19 protein-coding genes are annotated in these 16,639 nt (G+C 61.8%); 9 read left to right on the top strand and 10 right to left on the bottom strand.

Annotated features, from left to right (window positions below; genetic code table 11):
• The first annotated feature begins 37 nt into the window (after window positions 1-37).
• On the top strand, window positions 38-280 hold the full coding sequence (locus FJ978_RS08030; protein WP_140571549.1) for a type II toxin-antitoxin system Phd/YefM family antitoxin: 243 nt from the start codon (window positions 38-40) through the stop codon (window positions 278-280).
• 8 nt (window positions 281-288) lie between these two features.
• Window positions 289-738: a type II toxin-antitoxin system VapC family toxin gene (locus tag FJ978_RS08025; RefSeq protein ID WP_140571547.1), complete on the top strand. Its 450-nt coding sequence runs from the start codon at window positions 289-291 to the stop codon at window positions 736-738.
• On the opposite strand, the gene FJ978_RS08020 is transcribed toward FJ978_RS08025, so the two are convergent.
• Both FJ978_RS08020 and FJ978_RS08015 read right to left on the bottom strand, forming a co-directional pair.
• Window positions 726-1,430, bottom strand: coding sequence for a polysaccharide deacetylase family protein (locus FJ978_RS08020; RefSeq protein WP_224731227.1), 705 nt, complete (start codon window positions 1,428-1,430; stop codon window positions 726-728). The two genes, FJ978_RS08025 and FJ978_RS08020, sit on opposite strands and share 13 nt — an antisense overlap.
• A gap of 110 nt (window positions 1,431-1,540) precedes the next feature.
• The gene (locus FJ978_RS08015; RefSeq protein WP_140571543.1) at window positions 1,541-3,613 is read right to left on the bottom strand and encodes an EAL domain-containing protein; all 2,073 of its coding nucleotides are present in this window, start codon (window positions 3,611-3,613) and stop codon (window positions 1,541-1,543) included.
• Between the two features lie 330 nt (window positions 3,614-3,943).
• Here FJ978_RS08015 and FJ978_RS08010 point away from each other — a divergent pair, with 330 nt between their 5' ends.
• Both FJ978_RS08010 and tdh read left to right on the top strand, forming a co-directional pair.
• Window positions 3,944-5,131 (top strand): glycine C-acetyltransferase, encoded by a 1,188-nt coding sequence (locus tag FJ978_RS08010; RefSeq protein WP_140571541.1) that lies wholly within the window; start codon window positions 3,944-3,946, stop codon window positions 5,129-5,131.
• Window positions 5,132-5,183: 52 nt separating this feature from the next.
• Complete coding sequence (gene tdh / locus FJ978_RS08005; protein ID WP_013896085.1) at window positions 5,184-6,218, top strand: L-threonine 3-dehydrogenase; 1,035 nt, start codon at window positions 5,184-5,186, stop codon at window positions 6,216-6,218.
• Between the two features lie 221 nt (window positions 6,219-6,439).
• Here the strand turns inward: tdh and FJ978_RS07995 are convergent, their stop codons facing one another.
• Window positions 6,440-6,877: a MarR family transcriptional regulator gene (locus FJ978_RS07995; protein WP_140571539.1), complete on the bottom strand. Its 438-nt coding sequence runs from the start codon at window positions 6,875-6,877 to the stop codon at window positions 6,440-6,442.
• Between the two features lie 96 nt (window positions 6,878-6,973).
• Between FJ978_RS07995 and hmgA the strand changes: the two genes are divergently transcribed.
• From hmgA to FJ978_RS07975, 4 genes are all read left to right on the top strand, one after another.
• Window positions 6,974-8,287: a homogentisate 1,2-dioxygenase gene (gene hmgA, locus FJ978_RS07990; RefSeq protein ID WP_140571537.1), complete on the top strand. Its 1,314-nt coding sequence runs from the start codon at window positions 6,974-6,976 to the stop codon at window positions 8,285-8,287.
• 11 nt (window positions 8,288-8,298) lie between these two features.
• On the top strand, window positions 8,299-9,153 hold the full coding sequence (locus FJ978_RS07985) for an MBL fold metallo-hydrolase (protein ID WP_181176722.1): 855 nt from the start codon (window positions 8,299-8,301) through the stop codon (window positions 9,151-9,153).
• 112 nt (window positions 9,154-9,265) lie between these two features.
• A complete protein-coding gene (locus tag FJ978_RS07980) occupies window positions 9,266-10,279 on the top strand; it encodes a fumarylacetoacetate hydrolase family protein (protein ID WP_140571533.1) in 1,014 nt (337 codons plus the stop codon).
• A gap of 22 nt (window positions 10,280-10,301) precedes the next feature.
• The gene (locus FJ978_RS07975; RefSeq protein ID WP_140571531.1) at window positions 10,302-10,862 is read left to right on the top strand and encodes a DinB family protein; all 561 of its coding nucleotides are present in this window, start codon (window positions 10,302-10,304) and stop codon (window positions 10,860-10,862) included.
• Here the strand turns inward: FJ978_RS07975 and FJ978_RS07970 are convergent.
• The 3 genes from FJ978_RS07970 to hppD all read right to left on the bottom strand — a co-directional run bounded on the left by FJ978_RS07970 (window position 10,841) and on the right by hppD (window position 12,622).
• The gene (locus tag FJ978_RS07970; RefSeq protein ID WP_140571529.1) at window positions 10,841-11,215 is read right to left on the bottom strand and encodes a type II toxin-antitoxin system VapC family toxin; all 375 of its coding nucleotides are present in this window, start codon (window positions 11,213-11,215) and stop codon (window positions 10,841-10,843) included. The genes FJ978_RS07975 and FJ978_RS07970 overlap by 22 nt on opposite strands.
• Window positions 11,212-11,439 (bottom strand): type II toxin-antitoxin system prevent-host-death family antitoxin, encoded by a 228-nt coding sequence (locus FJ978_RS07965; protein WP_013896078.1) that lies wholly within the window; start codon window positions 11,437-11,439, stop codon window positions 11,212-11,214. The genes FJ978_RS07970 and FJ978_RS07965 overlap by 4 nt, the downstream gene beginning before the upstream one ends.
• Window positions 11,440-11,509: 70 nt before the next feature.
• Window positions 11,510-12,622, bottom strand: coding sequence for a 4-hydroxyphenylpyruvate dioxygenase (gene hppD, locus FJ978_RS07960; protein WP_140571527.1), 1,113 nt, complete (start codon window positions 12,620-12,622; stop codon window positions 11,510-11,512).
• Between the two features lie 137 nt (window positions 12,623-12,759).
• On the opposite strand from hppD, the gene FJ978_RS07955 reads away from it, so the two are divergent.
• Entirely contained in the window at window positions 12,760-13,227 is a 468-nt protein-coding gene (locus tag FJ978_RS07955; RefSeq protein WP_023780518.1) for an Lrp/AsnC family transcriptional regulator, read from the top strand.
• A 249-nt stretch (window positions 13,228-13,476) separates the two neighbouring features.
• On the opposite strand, the gene FJ978_RS07945 is transcribed toward FJ978_RS07955, so the two are convergent.
• From FJ978_RS07945 to aztA, 4 genes are all read right to left on the bottom strand, one after another.
• Window positions 13,477-13,815 (bottom strand): TIGR01244 family sulfur transferase, encoded by a 339-nt coding sequence (locus FJ978_RS07945; RefSeq protein ID WP_013896075.1) that lies wholly within the window; start codon window positions 13,813-13,815, stop codon window positions 13,477-13,479.
• Between the two features lie 150 nt (window positions 13,816-13,965).
• Complete coding sequence (gene aztC, locus FJ978_RS07940; RefSeq protein WP_140571525.1) at window positions 13,966-14,907, bottom strand: zinc ABC transporter substrate-binding protein AztC; 942 nt, start codon at window positions 14,905-14,907, stop codon at window positions 13,966-13,968.
• A gap of 27 nt (window positions 14,908-14,934) precedes the next feature.
• On the bottom strand, window positions 14,935-15,810 hold the full coding sequence (aztB, locus tag FJ978_RS07935; protein WP_140571523.1) for a zinc ABC transporter permease AztB: 876 nt from the start codon (window positions 15,808-15,810) through the stop codon (window positions 14,935-14,937).
• Window positions 15,810-16,628, bottom strand: coding sequence for a zinc ABC transporter ATP-binding protein AztA (gene aztA, locus FJ978_RS07930; RefSeq protein ID WP_140571521.1), 819 nt, complete (start codon window positions 16,626-16,628; stop codon window positions 15,810-15,812). Before aztA ends, aztB begins: the two co-directional genes overlap by 1 nt.
• Window positions 16,629-16,639: the final 11 nt, after the last annotated feature.

Here is a 16,639-nt window from a genome sequence, read left to right as displayed (position 1 = left end):
TTGCTATATGACTACTCTAGTCACTTTGGGGTAAGCCATGCGCGAGATTCAGTTGAAGGATGCCAAGGCAACACTTTCCGCGGTGGTCGATCAAGCCATCGCCGGAACACCCGCCGTCATCACCCGTCACGGACGCAAGCAGGCTGTCATTCTGTCTTTTGAAGACTACGAAAGGCTCTCGCGCGTGCCAAGTTTTGGACAATTGTTGGCGGCCTTTCCCGGTGACCTTGACGATATTGCGCCTCGGCCCCGCAAACGGGCTCGCAAGGTCGAGTTGTAACGCAGTCGATGTTTCTGCTGGACACCAATATCATCTCGGCAATGGCTCCCTCGAAGAGAGCCGCTCGGCAAGCCTTGGCTACATGGCTTGATCAGGCGAGTGACCATCTGTTCCTGTCCGTTGTCACCGCATCCGAGGTTGCTGCCGGAATAGCCAAGGCCGAACGTGAGGGTGCGACAACAAAGGCAAAATCATTGCGTGGTTGGTGGCAAGCGGTCCAGCACCTTTATGGAGAAAGAGTGCTCCCCTTCGATTTGCGTGCCGCACATGCCGCAGGACTGATCCTGGATCGCGCGAGGGCACACCGGCCCGGATTTGAAGACATAGCGATTGCTGCCACTGCCGAGGTCCATGGTTTGACGATCTTGACTGACAACGAGCGTCATTTCGCGCCACTTGGGGTGCCGATGCTCAATCCGCTGAAGAATTTGCCTATCTTATCCACTCAGTCGTCATAGGTCGGGATCGTTCCAAAGGCATAGTGGCGCAGCTTCAGCGCGGCGATCAGGTTGGTCAGCTTCGTCTTGCCATCGAAGCGGTCTTGGAACATCTCGTCATGCATCAACAGGATCAGCTTGCCGGGTCTGGCGAAATGACCATAGCCGAACAGATGATCGATCTCGCTGACCAGATGGTCGACGCTCTGTACCGGCTCACCGCTGTCCTTGTGCACCCATTCGTGGTCCCAGCCATAGAGATAGAAGCCGGAAGCCGCGACGAACTCGTAGTCGGGATCCTCGCGGCCGGCTTGTGCGGGCCCGAGCGAGTTGTCGTCCTTTGACATCGAGGGCAGCCGGAACACATCGCGCCCCGGCAGGCGCGCATGCACCGCGGGCTTCAGGCCGAGCACGGCGTTCGCCTTGAGCATGTCGGCGACGACGCCTTCCGTATCGCCATAGAAGTGCCGGTAGTGATTGTAGGCGTGGCTGTAGCTGTGGTTGCCGATCGTCACCAGTGGCATCGTCTTGGCGCGCCGCACCAGCATCTTGTTGGACGCACTGGCCTCGGCGTGCATGCCGACCATGAACAACGTTGCCGGAACCTGGCTCGCCTGCAACACGTCGAGGATGTTGCCGGTGCCGCTGAGCGGACCGTCGTCGAAGGTGAGATAGATGGTGCGATCCGCCCCATGAGCCGGCAACGTGGACATCAACACGGCCGCGAGGACAAACCGGAAAAGTGTCATAAGTCGCGGCATCCGTTTGGGTTGCGACAGGCCGCCATGTCCATGGCCGGTGTCAAGGCGGACCGCGCGGGTGCCTACGCTAGGCTGCCTTGCAGCACCGTCAGCTTTGCCTTCTTCGGCATGCGGGCGGTCAGCCACTCGAGCGCCTTGTCCTGCGGCATCGGGAAGGCGATGGAATAGCCTTGCACCTGGTCGCAACCGATCGCCATCAGCGAGTCGAGTTCGGCTTCGGTTTCGGCGCCTTCGGCGACGATCGAGATGCCGAGGCCGCGGGCAAGCTCGGTGATGGCGCGCACGATCTTGGAGTTGTCGCCGTTCTCGTGGATGTTCTGGACGAAGCGGCGATCGATCTTGAGCCGGTCGATCTCGTTCGGATTGACGTGGCTCAGCGAAGCATAGCCGGTGCCGAAATCATCGAGTTCCAGATGGATGCCGGCCGCCCTGATGTGACGCAGCTTTGCCGCGATACCTGTCTTCTCATCGTCCAGAATGACGGATTCGACGATTTCCAGCGACAGTTTCTGCGGCGGCAGTCCGGCCTTTTCCAGCGTCCCGAACAGGAACGCGTCGAAATCATGCTCGCGCAACTCGGTGCCCGAAACGTTGACGGCAAGGCGCCCGAAGGCGATCCCGGCGCGGTTCCATTCGGCGGCTTCGTTGATCGCCTTGCTGATCACGATGCGGCCGATCTCCGGCATGGAGCCGCATTTCTCCGCAACCGGAATGAATTCGCCGGGCGAGATCATGCCGCGTTCGGCATGGTTCCAGCGCACCAGGGCTTCGATGCCGCTGATCGTGCCGGTGGTCAGCGAAACCTGCGGCTGGAAATAGACCTGGAACGCCTTTTCGGAGATGGCGACCTTGATGTCGTGTTCGAGTTGCTTGCGATAGTCGAGTTCGCGGCGCAGCTCCTCCGAGAAGAACGAGAAGTTGCCGCCTCCCATCTTTTTGGCCGAATAGAGCGCCAGATCGGCGTGAACCAAAAGATCCTGCGCGTTGTCGGCGTCTATCGGATAGACGGCAATGCCAGCGCTGGCGCCGGGAAGAATGGTCGTGCCCTGGAAAATGATCGGCTCGTTGATGTGCGCCAGGATGCGCCGTGCCAGCATGTTGATGTCTTCGGTGCTGCCGGCGCCGTTGAGGATCATCACGAATTCGTCGCCACCGAGCCGCGCGCACAGATCCGACGCCCGGCAGGAATCACGCATGCGCTGTGCCGTGATGACCAGGACATAGTCGCCGGCGGCATGGCCAAGCGTATCGTTGATCTGCTTGAAACGGTCGAGATCGAGCTGGACCACGGCAAGGCGCTCGCGCCGCCGATGCGCGCCCTTGATCAGCGTCTCGAAATGGTCGGTCAGGAAGGTTCGGTTGTGCAGACCGGTCAGGCCGTCATGAACCGCGATGAAGGCCATCGAATTGCGCGCGTCGACCAGTTCACGCGTCTTGCGCAGGATCGCGTTGGACATCGGCCTGAAGATGAACAACGCCACCAGCAGGATGACGCCGAGGGTGGCGTAGAACAGCGTGCGGTGGAGGGAGAGCAGCTTTTCGGAGCGCTCGTCGGCCTCGGCGCTGATACGCTGGCCGAGCGCGGCATAGCCCGACAAGGTGGCGTTGGCGACCGACATGTCGAGGTTGACGCGTTCGGCACTGCCTTTGTAGCCGCCATTGTCGAGATTGTTGAGTTGCGATTCCAGGGCCGAGATCAGGCGGTCGCCATTGGCGATCAGCCCAACCGAGAAATAGTCGAGATGGAAGGGTTTGGCGAAGAGTACGCTCTCGATCGACTTCGAATCGAGCTTGGCCGGTGATTCCGGATTTGCCCCCGTCTGCTCGAGCAGCAGATCGTAGTTGGTCTCGAACTCCGTCGTTGCCTGCTTGAGCGCGCTGACCAGCGCCGGCTGCTTGTCGAGCGACGCGGCACCCGTTGCACTGGCAAGGAAGACGATGCGCTGCGACAAGGTTTTTTGCGTGCCGACGATATCGAGCAATGTATGGTTGTGCTGCTGCGTGGCCATCGTCTGCTGCAGCAGGACGAAAGAGGCTGCCACCATGGCGGCGATGATCAACAGCGCCAGCCAATAGCCGGCCTTGATCAGCAGTATGAGCTTGCCTGAAACGGTTTGCACCGGCTGCTGCGACATTTTCGGGGGCGGCCCTCTCGCCAACGGATTCCTGTATGAGCATCATTGAACCGCAAACGTTAACAGGACTGGAAATCGACAGCCGGCCTGCAAGGGGGAAACGCGGAAAGATCGGGGGGAAACGCGGAAAGATCGCGGAATGGTTATCGGCTCCTTTCGCCGCCAACCCGCATTTGAACGTTTGCCAACCCGTGTGATCCTCCTGGGGCACGCTCGGGCGATGCCCACGGCGTTTCATTTGATGCCGCCCACCACGGGCCCGGTCGCTTTTGCGATGGATTTTTTGCGCGGGCGGGACAACAGTCGACCCACGTCAAACAGGGCCTGATCATGACCGCAGCATTTCTCTCCCATATCGACAACGAGCTTGCAGGGCTCAAATCGGCCGGTCTCTACAAGTCGGAGCGGGTGATTTCCTCGATGCAGTCGGCGCAGATCGAGGTCGGCGGCGAGAAAGTGCTTAACTTTTGCGCCAACAACTATCTCGGCCTTGCCGACAGCGCCGAACTGCGCGACGCTGCCAGCCAGGCGCTCGACCGTTATGGCTACGGCATGGCCTCGGTGCGCTTTATCTGCGGCACGCAGGAAGAGCACAAGCAGCTCGAGGCGACGATTTCATCCTTCCTCGGCCTGGAGGACACCATCCTCTACGGCTCGTGCTTCGACGCCAATGGCGGCCTGTTCGAGACGCTGCTGGGTGAGGAAGACGCGATCATCTCGGATGCGCTGAATCATGCCTCGATCATCGACGGGGTCAGGCTGTCGAAGGCCAAACGCTTCCGCTACGCCAACAACGACATGGCCGATCTCGAAGCGCGGCTGAAAGAAGCGAAGGATTGCCGTTTCCGACTGATCGCTACCGACGGCGTGTTTTCGATGGACGGCATCATCGCCAATCTGAGGGGTGTCTGCGATCTCGCCGACAAGTACGACGCCATGGTCATGGTCGACGACAGCCATGCCGTCGGCTTCGTCGGCCACAATGGCCGTGGTTCGCCCGAACATTGCGGTGTCGAGGGCAGGGTCGACATCATCACCGGGACGCTGGGCAAGGCGCTTGGCGGCGCGTCGGGCGGCTACACCTCGGGCAAAAGCCAGGTGGTCGACTGGCTGCGCCAGCGCTCGCGCCCCTATCTCTTCTCCAACACGCTGATGCCGGCGATCGCCGGTGCTTCGATCAGGGTGTTCGACCTGATCCGCAATGGCGACGCCTTGCGCCAGCGCCTCTATGCCAATGCGGCGCGGTTCAGGTCTGAGATGGGCAAGCTTGGCTTCACCTTGGCCGGAGCCGACCATCCGATCATTCCGGTGATGCTGGGCGATGCGAGCCTGGCGCAGGAGATGGCGGCGCGCATGCTGAAACGCGGCATCTATGTCATCGGCTTTTCCTTCCCGGTGGTGCCGAAAGGCCAGGCGCGCATCCGCACCCAGATGTCGGCGGCGCACTCCACTGCCGATATCGACCGTGCAGTGGAGGCGTTTGGCGTGGTCGGCAGGGAATTGGGTGTGATTTCCTGAGCGATCGGCGCCGAAAAGCGATTCCGGATCAAGAGATTCAAGGGACAAAAGAATGTCGAACATGATGAAGGCGCTGGTAAAGGCCAAGGCCGAGCCGGGCATCTGGATGGAAGAGGTGCCGGTACCGGAGATCGGCCCCAACGACGTGCTTATCAAGATCAGGAAAACCGCGATCTGCGGCACCGATGTCCACATCTACAATTGGGACCAGTGGGCGCAGAAGACGGTGCCCGTGCCGATGGTGACCGGCCATGAATTCGTCGGCACCGTCGCCGATTTCGGCGCCGCGGTCACCGAATACAAGGTTGGCCAGCGCGTGTCGGGCGAAGGCCACATCGTCTGCGGCCATTGCCGAAACTGCCGTGCGGGCAGGGGCCATCTGTGCCGCAACACGCTCGGCGTAGGCGTCAACCGTCCCGGTGCCTTCGGCGAGTATCTGGCGATCCCGCAACACAATGTGGTGCCGATCCCCGACGATGTGCCCGATGAGGTCGCCGCGATCTTCGATCCCCTGGGCAATGCGGTGCACACCGCTCTGTCTTTCGACCTCGTCGGGGAAGATGTGCTGGTCACCGGCGCCGGGCCGATCGGCATCATGGGCGCGCTCGTCGCCCAATGCGTCGGCGCGCGCAAGGTGGTGATCACCGACATCAATCCGGTGCGGCTGGCGCTGGCCAAGAAGCTCGGTGTCCAGCATGTCGTCGATGCGTCGAAGGAAAAGCTGCGTGATGTCATGCCGGCGCTCGGCATGACCGAGGGTTTTGACGTCGGCCTCGAAATGTCGGGCGCCGCGCCCGCCTTCCGCGACATGATCGACACCATGAACAATGGCGGCAAGATCGCCATCCTGGGCATCGCGCCGACCGGCTTCGAGATCGACTGGAATAAGGTCATCTTCAAGATGCTGCATCTCAAGGGCATCTACGGCCGCGAGATGTTCGAGACCTGGTACAAGATGATCGCCCTGGTCCAGGGCCCGCTCGACGTCTCCGGCCTGATCACCCACCGCATCGGTATCGACGATTTTCAGGCTGGGTTCGATGCAATGCGCAGCGGCAGTTCCGGCAAGGTGGTGATGGACTGGTGAGGCTGCTGTGAAGGCACTGTGCCGGAGACGTTAGCGGGACAGCACCCCCCTCTGGCCTGCCGGCCATCTCCCCCGCAAGGAGGGAGATTGGCAGTTTCGACGCTGCGCTCATTTCTCTCCCGTTGGTGATTGGCGAAAGCCGGGATGACGTTCGATCTCCCCCTTGCGGGGGAGATGTCCGGCAGGCCAGAGGGGGGTGCTGTCCCGCCAGCGTATCAACGCTACTTTCCCTCCAACGCTCTCTCCAGCGCCGCCACCCCACTGACAATCGCCGTGCGTTCGCTGGCGCTCAGCCTCGCCAGCAACTCCCGCTCGAACGCCTTCGCCAAGGGCACCATCTCACGATAGGCGGCCAGCCCCGCTCTGGTCAGCGTCAGATGTTCGACACGGCGGTCATTCCCATCAGGCGTGCGCGTCAGCCAGCGCCGCCGTTCGAGTTCGGCGACGGCGCGCGACACCTTGGTCTTGTGCATCGCCGATTGTTCGCCGAGCTCTGTCGCAGTCATCGTGCCGCGCTGCCCCAATCCGGATAGCGTGCGCCACTCCGGCCGCGTCAGTCCATGGCTGTCCTTGTATATCCCCGAGAATTCGCGGCTCACGGCATCGGCGAGGCGATAGAGCCGATAGGGCAGGAAGCTTTCGAGTTCCAGGATTTCCATGGCCTCACATCCCGATGTGATGGGTTGATAGTTACATTTTCGATGGTTACAAATGAAACCAGTTTGGTCAATTGAGATCCATTCCGGGAGGAAGCGATGGCCTTTTCCTACATGCCGGGCTTCGGCAATGATTTTGAGACCGAAACCTTGCCAGGTTCGCTGCCGCAAGGCCGCAACTCACCCCAGCGGCCGGCCTACGGCCTTTACGCCGAGCAGCTTTCCGGCTCGCCCTTCACCGCGCCACGCGGAACCAATGAGCGCTCCTGGCTCTATCGCATCAGGCCGAGCGTCAAGCACACCGGCCGCTTCAAGGCGTCGAGCTATCCCTTGTGGAAGAGCGCGCCCAACGTCGGCGACCATGAACTGGCGCTCGGCCAGTATCGCTGGAATCCGGTGCCGATGCCGAAGGAGCCGACCGACTTTGTCCAGGGCATGCGCACTATTACCACCGCCGGTGACGTGCTCGGACAGACCGGCATGGCGGCCCATGTCTATGTCGCCAACACATCGATGGTCGACGACCATTTCTTCAACGCCGACGGCGAGTTGATGGTCGTGCCGCAGGTCGGCGCCCTGCGCTTCGTCACCGAGATGGGGGTCATCGAACTTCGGCCGGGCGAGATCGCTGTGCTGCCGCGCGGCCTCGTCTTCAAGGTCGAACTCGTCGACAAGGAAGTGCGCGGCTATGTCTGCGAGAATTACGGCGCCAAGCTGACCTTGCCCGATCGCGGCCCGATCGGCGCCAATTGCCTCGCCAACCCGCGCGATTTCAAGACGCCTTGCGCCTGGTTCGAGGAGAAGGAAACGCCTTGCCGGCTGATCGTCAAATGGTGCGGCAATTTCCACGTTACCGAGATCGGCCATTCGCCGCTCGATGTTGTCGCCTGGCATGGCAATTACGCGCCCTACAAATATGATCTGGCAACCTTTTCGCCCGTCGGCGCCCTCCTGTTCGATCATCCGGATCCGTCGATCTTCACCGTGCTCACCGCGCCAAGCGGCGAGGAGGGCACCGCCAACATCGATTTCGTCATCTTCCCGCCGCGCTGGCTGGTTGCGGAAGATACGTTTCGCCCGCCCTGGTATCACCGCAACATCATGAGCGAGTTCATGGGGCTGATCCACGGCCAGTACGATGCCAAGGAAGAAGGCTTTGTCCCCGGCGGCATCAGCTTGCACAACCTGATGCTGGCCCATGGCCCGGATGCGCCTGGCTTCGAAAAGGCCTCGCGCGCTGAGCTCAAACCGGTCAAGCTCGACAACACCATGGCGTTCATGTTCGAGACCCGCTTTCCGCAGATGCTGACCCGCTACGGCGCCGAACTGGAAACACGGCAGGACAATTACATCGACTGCTGGGCCGACCTGAAGAAGCGCTTCAACGGCACGCCGGAGGGTGACTGGTCTTGAGCGGCAAGCCAATGCCGGATCGGTTGGTGCTGCTGGGCTCGAAAGGCGGCCCGGCGCTTCGGCCGGGCGGACCGTGGCCGAGTTCGTCGCTGCTTGAGATCGGCGGACGGACCATCGTCGTCGATTGCGGGCTTGGCGTCACGCGCGGTCTGGTCGATGCCGGCATCAGCCTGAAGGCACTCGACCTTGTCTTCATCACGCACCTGCATTCCGACCATGTGCTGGAGCTGGGGCCGCTGATCCACACCGCCTGGACAGCGGGGCTGGCGAGCCCGGTCAGCGTGTTCGGCCCGCCCGGCACCGGCCACTATTGGCATCGCTTCTGCCAGGCGATGGAATTCGACATCGAAATCCGCATCGCCGACGAAGGCCGGCCCGACATTCGCGATCTGGTTTCGATCAATGAATTCGGCGAGGGCCAGGTGCTTAGGCAAAGCGGCCTGAAGGTGACGGCGCTACGCGTCGACCATCCGCCGGTGACCGACTGCTTTGCCCTGCGCTTCGAGCATGGCGGCAAAAGCGTGGTTTTTTCCGCCGACACGGCCTTCTTTCCGCCGCTTGCCGATTTCGCCGAAGGGGCCGACATCCTCGTCCACGAAGCCATGCTGGAAGAGGGGATCGAGCGGCTGGTCGCCCGAACCGGCAACGGCGCGCGGCTCAGGGAACATCTCCTCGCCAGCCACAGCTTTGCCGAGGAGGCCGGGCGCATCGCCAGCGATGCCGGCGTGAAGCGGCTGGTGCTCAACCATCTCATCCCGGCCGATGATGCCGAAATCGGCGATGCCGACTGGGTCGCCGCTGTCAGGAAAACATGGGCCGGCGACTTGACGATCGCCCGCGACGGCCTTGTTGTGGAATTAGCATGATCCCGAACCGAAGGACCGCGTCAGCGAAAAGTGGGAACCGGTTTTCGGAAAAGATCATGCGCAAAATAAACAACCAAAGCGGCGCCAAAGCCGCATCAGGAGAGGGAACCGCATGAAGCTTGCCACATTGAAGGACGAGACGCGTGACGGAAAACTCGTCGTCGTCTCGCGCGACCTGACGCAGTACACCGACGCCTCGTTCCTGGCGCGTACGCTGCAAGCGGCACTCGACGATTGGCGCAGGATCTCACCGCATCTCTCGACCATCGCGGAATCGCTGGAGAACAATGCGATGCCCTCGGCGCGCTTTCACGAGCATGATGCGCATTCGCCGCTGCCGCGCGCCTATCAATGGGCCGATGGCTCCGCCTATGTGAACCATGTCGAACTGGTGCGGAAGGCGCGCGGCGTCGAAATGCCGGCAAGCTTCTGGACCGATCCCCTGATCTACCAGGGCGGCTCGGACTCTTTCATCGCGCCGCGCGATCCGATCCGCATGGCCGACGAAGCCTTCGGCATCGACATGGAGGCGGAGGTCGCCGTCATCATCGACGACGTGCCGATGGGCGCCAGCCTCGACGAAGCGCGCGCCGCGATCCGGTTGGTCATGCTGGTCAACGATGTGACGCTGCGCGCACTGACCGGGCCGGAACTGGCCAAGGGTTTCGGCTTCTTCCAGTCGAAACCGTCTTCGGCCTTTTCGCCGGTCACGGTCACCCCGGATGAGCTGGGTGACGCCTGGGACGGCGGCAAGGTGAGCCTGCCGCTACTCGCCGATCTCAACGGCAAACCGTTCGGCCGCGCCAATGCCGGTGTCGACATGACCTTCGATTTTCCGACGCTGATCGCCCATGCCGCCAGGACACGGCCGCTGGTGGCCGGCACCATCATCGGCTCCGGCACCGTCTCCAACAAGCTCGACGGCGGAGCAGGCAAGCCTGTCTCGGCGGGCGGTGCCGGCTATTCCTGCATCGCCGAACTGCGCATGATCGAGACCATTGCGTCGGGCGAACCCAAGACGCCATTCCTGCGCTTCGGCGACACGGTACGTATCGAGATGAAGGACAGAGCCGGCCATTCGATCTTCGGCGCGATCGAGCAGAAGGTAGAGAAATACGAGCGATGAGGGCCTACGGGAGATTTCAGCCATGAATCTTCTTGACCATCTGCGCCGCATGGCCGGCAACAATCTCTGGTCGAACGACCGGCTCTACCGAGCCGTGCTCGCGCTCGAGCCCGGCGAATTCGAAGCCGAGCGCACCAGCTTCTTTCCCTCGATCAAGGCGACGCTCAACCATATCCTTGCGGTCGATTATCTCTATCTCGATTTTCTCGAAGAAGGCGGTGTCGGAGCGGCTGCCCATGATGACTACGTGCCCTTCGACGAGCCCAGGGCGCTGTTTGCCGCCCAGCTTGTGGCCGACCGGCGGCTGATCGCTTTCTGCGATGCCCTTTCGGAGGCCGATCTCGACCGCCGCGTCATCACTGACCGACGCGAGGACGGCATGATCCCCGAGCGCATCGGCGACATCCTCGCTCATGTCTTCCTGCACGACATCCATCATCGCGGCCAGGTGCACGCGATGCTGTCCGGCACCTCGGTTGCGCCGCCGCAGCTCGACGAATTCCTGCTCGATTACGATTTGAAGCTGAGGAAAACGGAGGTTGAGCGACTGGGCCTGGATGATCAGACCAACGCGACGTCGTAGCTTGAAAATTGCCGGTCCGCGGTGACCAAGGTCAGGCCTTCAATTTGAGCCTGTGCAACGAGCAGACGATCGAAGGGATCGCGGTGATGAAGCGGCAGATGCTCAAGTCTCGCCGCGTGCAGTTCGTTTATGCCGAGGATCGGAATCCCGTTTGATCGCAGAATGTCCACGACGTCGCCTGGGAGCGTGACTTTGCCGATCGATTTCTTGATCGCGATCTCCGCTACCGAGACGGCGCTGATGATCACTTCCCTGCCTGCGAGAAAGATGTCGCGATGATGGTCCGAAAGACGTGAATCCGCGTTGAGCACCCAAAGCAGAATATGGGTATCGACCAGATATTTGCCGCTCATTTAATATACTCGTCCCATTCGGGACCGAGTTCGTCAAAATCATCCGATATCCAGACTTTGCCTTTCAAGGCTCCAAGCAAGCGCTGGCTGCCGCCGGGCCGGGCGGGAGCGCTCAAGGTAGCGACAATTTCCCCATGCCGGGTCAGATGGATTTCTTCGCCAGCCTGGGCACGCTTCACCAACTCGGAGAGCTGGGCCTTCGCTTTCGCCATCGGAACATTCATCGTCAGACTCCTATGACCATAATTTAGGTCATAATCGATTGAGCCGCAAGAACTCCGGTGTCGCGTCGCTCTACTCCGCCGCCTGAACCTTGATCACGCCGCGCTTGATCTGGTCCTGCTCGATCGATTCGAACAGCGCGCGGAAATTGCCTTCGCCAAAGCCTTCGTCGCCCTTCCTCTGGATGAACTCGAAGAAGATCGGGCCGATCACGGTCTTCGAGAAGATCTGCAAGAGAATCTTGGTCATGCCGCCGTCGACCACGCCTTCGCCGTCGATCAGGATGCCGTGCTTCTTCATCCGCTCGATCGGCTCGTCATGGCCGTTCACTCGGTCGTACGACATATCGTAGTAAGTCTCGGGCGGGCCGGGCATGAATTTCAGCCCGTTGTCGGCGAGCTTGTCGGTGGCGGCGTAGATCTCGTCGGTGCCGACGGCGATGTGCTGGATGCCTTCGCCATTGTACTTCTTCAGGTACTCGGCGATCTGGCTGGTCTCGTCCTTGGATTCGTTGAGCGGAATGCGGATCTTGCCGCAGGGCGAGGTGATGGCGCGGCTGACCAGGCCGGTGATCTTGCCGTCGATGTCGAAGAAGTGGATCTGCTTGAAGCCGAACAGATTGCGGTAGAAATCCCACCATTTGTCCATCTGGCCGCGATAGACATTGTGGGTCAGGTGGTCGAGGTAATAGAAGCCGACGCCTTGCGGCCGCGGATCGCGCGCGCCGAGCCACTCGAACTCGGCGTCATAGGCCGAACCCTTCTTGCCATAGGTATCGATGAAATAGAGCAGCGAACCGCCGATGCCGACGATCGCCGGCACATCGAGCGCCTTGTCGTCGCCTTCGTACGGCGTGGCGCCTTTGGCAACGGCGTGATCGAAAGCGTGCTTGGCATCCACCACCCGCCAGGCCATCGAGGCCGCGCAGGGACCATGCTTGTCGACGAACTTCATCGCGTGCGAACCTGGCTCGGCATTGACGACATAGTTGATGTCGCCCTGGCGCCAGACGGTGATGTCCTTCGTGCGGTGCTTGGCCACCGCCACATAGCCCATGCGGGTGAACAGCTCGGCCAGCTTCTGCGGCTCCGGATGCGCGAATTCGACGAACTCGAAACCATCGGTACCGGCGGGGTTGTCCCTGCTGATCGTGGCGGGCGGGGCGTCGTGCGGGAAGGGACCCATGATATTCCTCCGGAAGCTGCTTGGCCTGAAAAAGCCATCCGCCGCCATCATAGCGCGGAGCCGGTGCATGGTGCTTGCATTCAAACGCTTGAAATGATCATCTCATGCGTGAAGTGTGCATGTTGTGGGGAAATATCATGGATGAGGCGCGCATTGACCAATTTGACCGCAAGATAATGGCGCTATTGCAGGGCGATGCGCGGCTCACCAACAACGATCTCTCGGAGCGTGTGAACCTGTCGGCGTCGCAATGCTCGCGCCGTCGCCAGCGGCTGGAGGAAGACGGCTATATCAAGGGCTATCGGGCCGTGCTCGACCGCGACAAGCTCGGCTTCTCGCTGGTCAACGTCATTTCGGTGACCTTGGCCACCCACAACCGCGACAATGCACGGCGCTTCGGCGAACTGCTGGCACGGCTCCCGGAAGTGCAGGAGGCGCACGCGCTGACCGGCGAGATGGATTACATCCTGAAAGTGGTGACGCCCGACCTGAAGTCGCTGTCCGAATTCGTCAACGGCGTACTCCTGCCGCACGAATCCGTGCAGCACGTGAAGACGGCGATCGTGCTGGAGACGCTGAAGGAAACTGGCGCACTGCCGATTTAGTCTGAGCGAATTTCACTTGATACGTCGGAGGGACAGCACCCCCCTCTGGCCTGCCGGCCATCTCCCCCGCAAGGGGGGAGATCGGATGTCACTTTCGCTTTCGCAAATTGCCAACGCTGCAGAATGGTGCTGAGCCCAATGCTGCCAATCTCCCCCCTTGCGGGGGAGATGTCCGGCAGGACAGAGGGGGGTGTGAAGGATCACCATCGCTGGAATTTGGCGTTCCTTCATCTGCGATGATGAGACCGTTCAACCCTTCGACTGCTGGATCAGCCCATAAAGATTGGTGCAGCGCGCACCGGAGCGGCAATAGGCGAACACCGGGCCTTCCAATTCGTCCAGCGCCTCGGCCTGATCCTCGACATTCTCGGCGGTGATCTGGCCGCTGATGACGGGAATATAGCGGAAGGCAAGACCGGCGGCTTCCACCGCCGCCTTTACCGTGTCGGCCGAAGGCTGGCCGGGCTGCTCGTCATCGGGGCGGTTGCAGATCACGCTCTTGAAGCCGGCTTCCTTGATGGCGGCGGCGTCTTCGGGCTGGATCTGGCCCGAAACCGAATAGTCTTCACTGATCTCGCGGTATTCCATGGCAGCATCCTCGCAATCTGATTAGAGGCAGTCTTGCCACCGCCCTGCATGCGCGGCAATCCGCATCGAGAGAATTCTCTGCCAAATAGACATTGTGCGCGGAAAAATCCAACCGGGCCAATACGGCCCGATTGGATAGCGCTGTTCGCCTCAGCTGCCGAGGATCGCGCCTTTGATCTGGCGGATGTTGTTGTGCATCATGTCGATATAGGTCGAGGCCGGGCCGTCGGGCTGCGACAGCGCGTCCGAATAGAGCGTGCCGCCCACCTTGATGCCGGTTTCATCGGCGATCTGCTCGATCAGGCGCGGATTGGTGATGTTCTCGACGAAGATCGCGGCCGCCTTGTCCTGCTTCACCTGCGTGACCAGCTTGGCGACGTCGGCCGCTGAGGGTTCGGAATCGGTCGAGATGCCCTGCGGGGCGAGGAAGGTCAGGCCGTATGCGTGCTCGAAATAGCCGAACGCATCGTGCGAGGTGATGACGACGCGCTTCGCCTCCGGGATCGACTGGATCGCTGTCTTCACTTCGCCTTCCAACGCATCGAGCTTCTTGGTGTAGGTCGCGGCATTGGTCTGGTAGGAGACGCAACCATCGCTGTCGGCCGCGCAGAAGGCCTCGGCGATATTCTTCACATAGATCCTGGCGTTGGCGATCGACTGGAAGGCGTGCGGATCGGTGACCGTCTTGCCGCCGCCGGTGCCGGCGCCTTCGGCGGCGTCCGCGTCGGCGAATTCAGGCTTGAAGTCGATCGGCGTCACCCCCTTGGTCAAGGTGATGATCGAGGCCTTGGTGGCGCTGGCATCGACCAGCCGCTGCAGGAAACCTTCGAAATGCAGGCCGTTGACCAGCACGATATCGGCCTTGGCCATGGCCACAGCATCGGTCGGGCTCGGCTCGTAGACATGGGCGTCCCCATCCGGCCCGACGATGGTGGTGACGTCGATGCGGTCGCCGCCGACATTTTTGGCGAAATCGGCGATGACCGTGAAGCTGGCGACCACTTTCAGCGGTGCCGCGAGGGCCGATGAGGCGCCAAAGGCGGTTAATGTTATAACGCTCATCGCCAGGGCGGCACGGAGTGATTTCAGCATGGTCAAGTCTCCTTTGGGGGGCGGGGATCAGGCCGTTCTGTGACGGTGGTGGATGATGCGGGCGCGCAGGATGCCGCGCGTGCCGAACAGGATCGAGGCGAAATAGACGACGCCGGACGACAGGATGATGGCCGGGCCGGATGGCAGCGAGGCGTGATAGGACAACAGCAGCCCTGCGATGCAGGAGGCAAAGCCGATCAGCACGGCCAGCACGCACATCGGCTCGACGCGCACGGTCCAGAAGCGGGCGGCAGCGGCCGGCAGCATCATCAGCCCGACCGACAGAAGCGTACCGAGCGCCTGGAAGCCGCCGACCAGATTGAGCACGACGAGGCCGAGGAAGATGAAATGCACCGGGCTGCCCATGCGGCTGACCGAGCGCAGGAACAGCGGATCGAGGCATTCGGCGACCAAAGCCCGCCAGAAAATGGCAAGGCTGATCAGCGTTACCGCGACAATGCCGCCGATCAGTGTCAGCGCCTCGTTGTTGAGCGCCAGCACGGTGCCGAACAACACATGCATGAGATCGACGCTGGAGCCGCGGATCGACACCATCAGCACGCCGATGGCGAGCGAAATCAAATAGAAGGCCGCCATCGAGGCGTCCTCGCGCTGGATGGTGAAGCGCGAGACCGCACCGGCGCCGAGCGCGACGATGACGCCGGCAATCAGGCCGCCAATCGTCATCGGCAGGATTTCCAGCCCATAAAACAGGAAGCCCGCGGCCGCACCCGGCAGGATGGCATGCGCCATGGCATCGCCGGACAGGCTCATGCGCCGCAGCATCAGGAAGACGCCGACCGGGCAGGCGCCGAGCGATAGCATCAGCGAGCCGACCAGCGCCCGCTGCATGAAGGCGAAATCGGCGAAGGGCGCGATCAAGAGACCATAGACCATGTCCATCAGGCAGCCCTCGGTCCGGCGCCGTGGTGATGATCATGATCGTGATCGTGGCCATGATGGTCGTGATCGTGCCCATGGGCGTGCTCGTCCGGCTCGCACCAGGGGGCGTTTTCCTCCCAGGCCTCGTGGAAACGGCGTGCGCGCAGAAGATTTTCCGGCTTCAACGTTTCCCTGGTTTCGCCCCAGGCGATGGGCTGGCGGGCCAAAAGCAGCGTTTCGGGGAAATTCTGGCGCACCAGGTCGAGGTCATGGACGACGACCATGATGGTGCGTTCCTCGCCATGCCAACGCTTGATCAGCGCGATCAGGTCGCCGACCGTCTTGGCATCGACGGCGTTGAACGGCTCGTCGAGGAGGATCAGATCGGCGTCCTGCAGCAGCACGCGGGCAAACAGCGTGCGCTGCAACTGTCCGCCCGACAGCGTGTCGATCGGGCGCTTCTCGAATCCGCCAAGACCGACCGCCATCAGCGCCTGGCCGACGGAGTCGCGGTCTTCCTTGGTGTAGCGGCCGAGCATGCCGCGCTTCGGCCACAGGCCGAGCGAGACCAGATCGACGACGCGCGCCGGGAAGGAGCGATCAAGCTCCGACTGCTGCGGCAGGTAGGCGGCGCGCACGCCGGGCGCCCGGATCACGCTGCCGGCCATCGGCTTCAGAACCCCGACAATGCCCTTCATCAGCGTCGACTTGCCCGAACCATTGGCGCCGACCACGGCCGTCAGCGAGCCCTTGCGGATCGTGCCGTCGAGATGATGGATCGCGGGATGGCTGTTGTAGCCCAGTGTCAGGTCACGGAATGTCAGGCAGGTCTGGGTCATATCGTTCCGTG

The sequence above is a fragment of the Mesorhizobium sp. B1-1-7 genome, assembly GCF_006442705.1.
Classification (GTDB): Bacteria; Pseudomonadota; Alphaproteobacteria; order Rhizobiales; family Rhizobiaceae; genus Mesorhizobium; species Mesorhizobium opportunistum.
Note: the sequence above shows the minus strand (reverse complement) of the source record. Positions and strands in the feature narration are given on the sequence as shown.

Excerpts from the sequence above, each read along its gene's own strand:
- FJ978_RS08030 (WP_140571549.1), top strand. The coding sequence starts at position 38 with ATGCGCGAGATTCAGTTGAAGGATGCCAAGGCAACACTTTCCGCGGTG.
- FJ978_RS08025 (WP_140571547.1), top strand. The coding sequence starts at position 289 with ATGTTTCTGCTGGACACCAATATCATCTCGGCAATGGCTCCCTCGAAG.
- FJ978_RS08020 (WP_224731227.1), bottom strand. The coding sequence starts at position 1,430 with ATGTCCACGTTGCCGGCTCATGGGGCGGATCGCACCATCTATCTCACC.
- FJ978_RS08015 (WP_140571543.1), bottom strand. The coding sequence starts at position 3,613 with ATGTCGCAGCAGCCGGTGCAAACCGTTTCAGGCAAGCTCATACTGCTG.
- FJ978_RS08010 (WP_140571541.1), top strand. The coding sequence starts at position 3,944 with ATGACCGCAGCATTTCTCTCCCATATCGACAACGAGCTTGCAGGGCTC.
- tdh (WP_013896085.1), top strand. The coding sequence starts at position 5,184 with ATGTCGAACATGATGAAGGCGCTGGTAAAGGCCAAGGCCGAGCCGGGC.
- FJ978_RS07995 (WP_140571539.1), bottom strand. The coding sequence starts at position 6,877 with ATGGAAATCCTGGAACTCGAAAGCTTCCTGCCCTATCGGCTCTATCGC.
- hmgA (WP_140571537.1), top strand. The coding sequence starts at position 6,974 with ATGGCCTTTTCCTACATGCCGGGCTTCGGCAATGATTTTGAGACCGAA.
- FJ978_RS07985 (WP_181176722.1), top strand. The coding sequence starts at position 8,299 with ATGCCGGATCGGTTGGTGCTGCTGGGCTCGAAAGGCGGCCCGGCGCTT.
- FJ978_RS07980 (WP_140571533.1), top strand. The coding sequence starts at position 9,266 with ATGAAGCTTGCCACATTGAAGGACGAGACGCGTGACGGAAAACTCGTC.
- FJ978_RS07975 (WP_140571531.1), top strand. The coding sequence starts at position 10,302 with ATGAATCTTCTTGACCATCTGCGCCGCATGGCCGGCAACAATCTCTGG.
- FJ978_RS07970 (WP_140571529.1), bottom strand. The coding sequence starts at position 11,215 with ATGAGCGGCAAATATCTGGTCGATACCCATATTCTGCTTTGGGTGCTC.
- FJ978_RS07965 (WP_013896078.1), bottom strand. The coding sequence starts at position 11,439 with ATGAATGTTCCGATGGCGAAAGCGAAGGCCCAGCTCTCCGAGTTGGTG.
- hppD (WP_140571527.1), bottom strand. The coding sequence starts at position 12,622 with ATGGGTCCCTTCCCGCACGACGCCCCGCCCGCCACGATCAGCAGGGAC.
- FJ978_RS07955 (WP_023780518.1), top strand. The coding sequence starts at position 12,760 with ATGGATGAGGCGCGCATTGACCAATTTGACCGCAAGATAATGGCGCTA.
- FJ978_RS07945 (WP_013896075.1), bottom strand. The coding sequence starts at position 13,815 with ATGGAATACCGCGAGATCAGTGAAGACTATTCGGTTTCGGGCCAGATC.
- aztC (WP_140571525.1), bottom strand. The coding sequence starts at position 14,907 with ATGCTGAAATCACTCCGTGCCGCCCTGGCGATGAGCGTTATAACATTA.
- aztB (WP_140571523.1), bottom strand. The coding sequence starts at position 15,810 with ATGGACATGGTCTATGGTCTCTTGATCGCGCCCTTCGCCGATTTCGCC.
- aztA (WP_140571521.1), bottom strand. The coding sequence starts at position 16,628 with ATGACCCAGACCTGCCTGACATTCCGTGACCTGACACTGGGCTACAAC.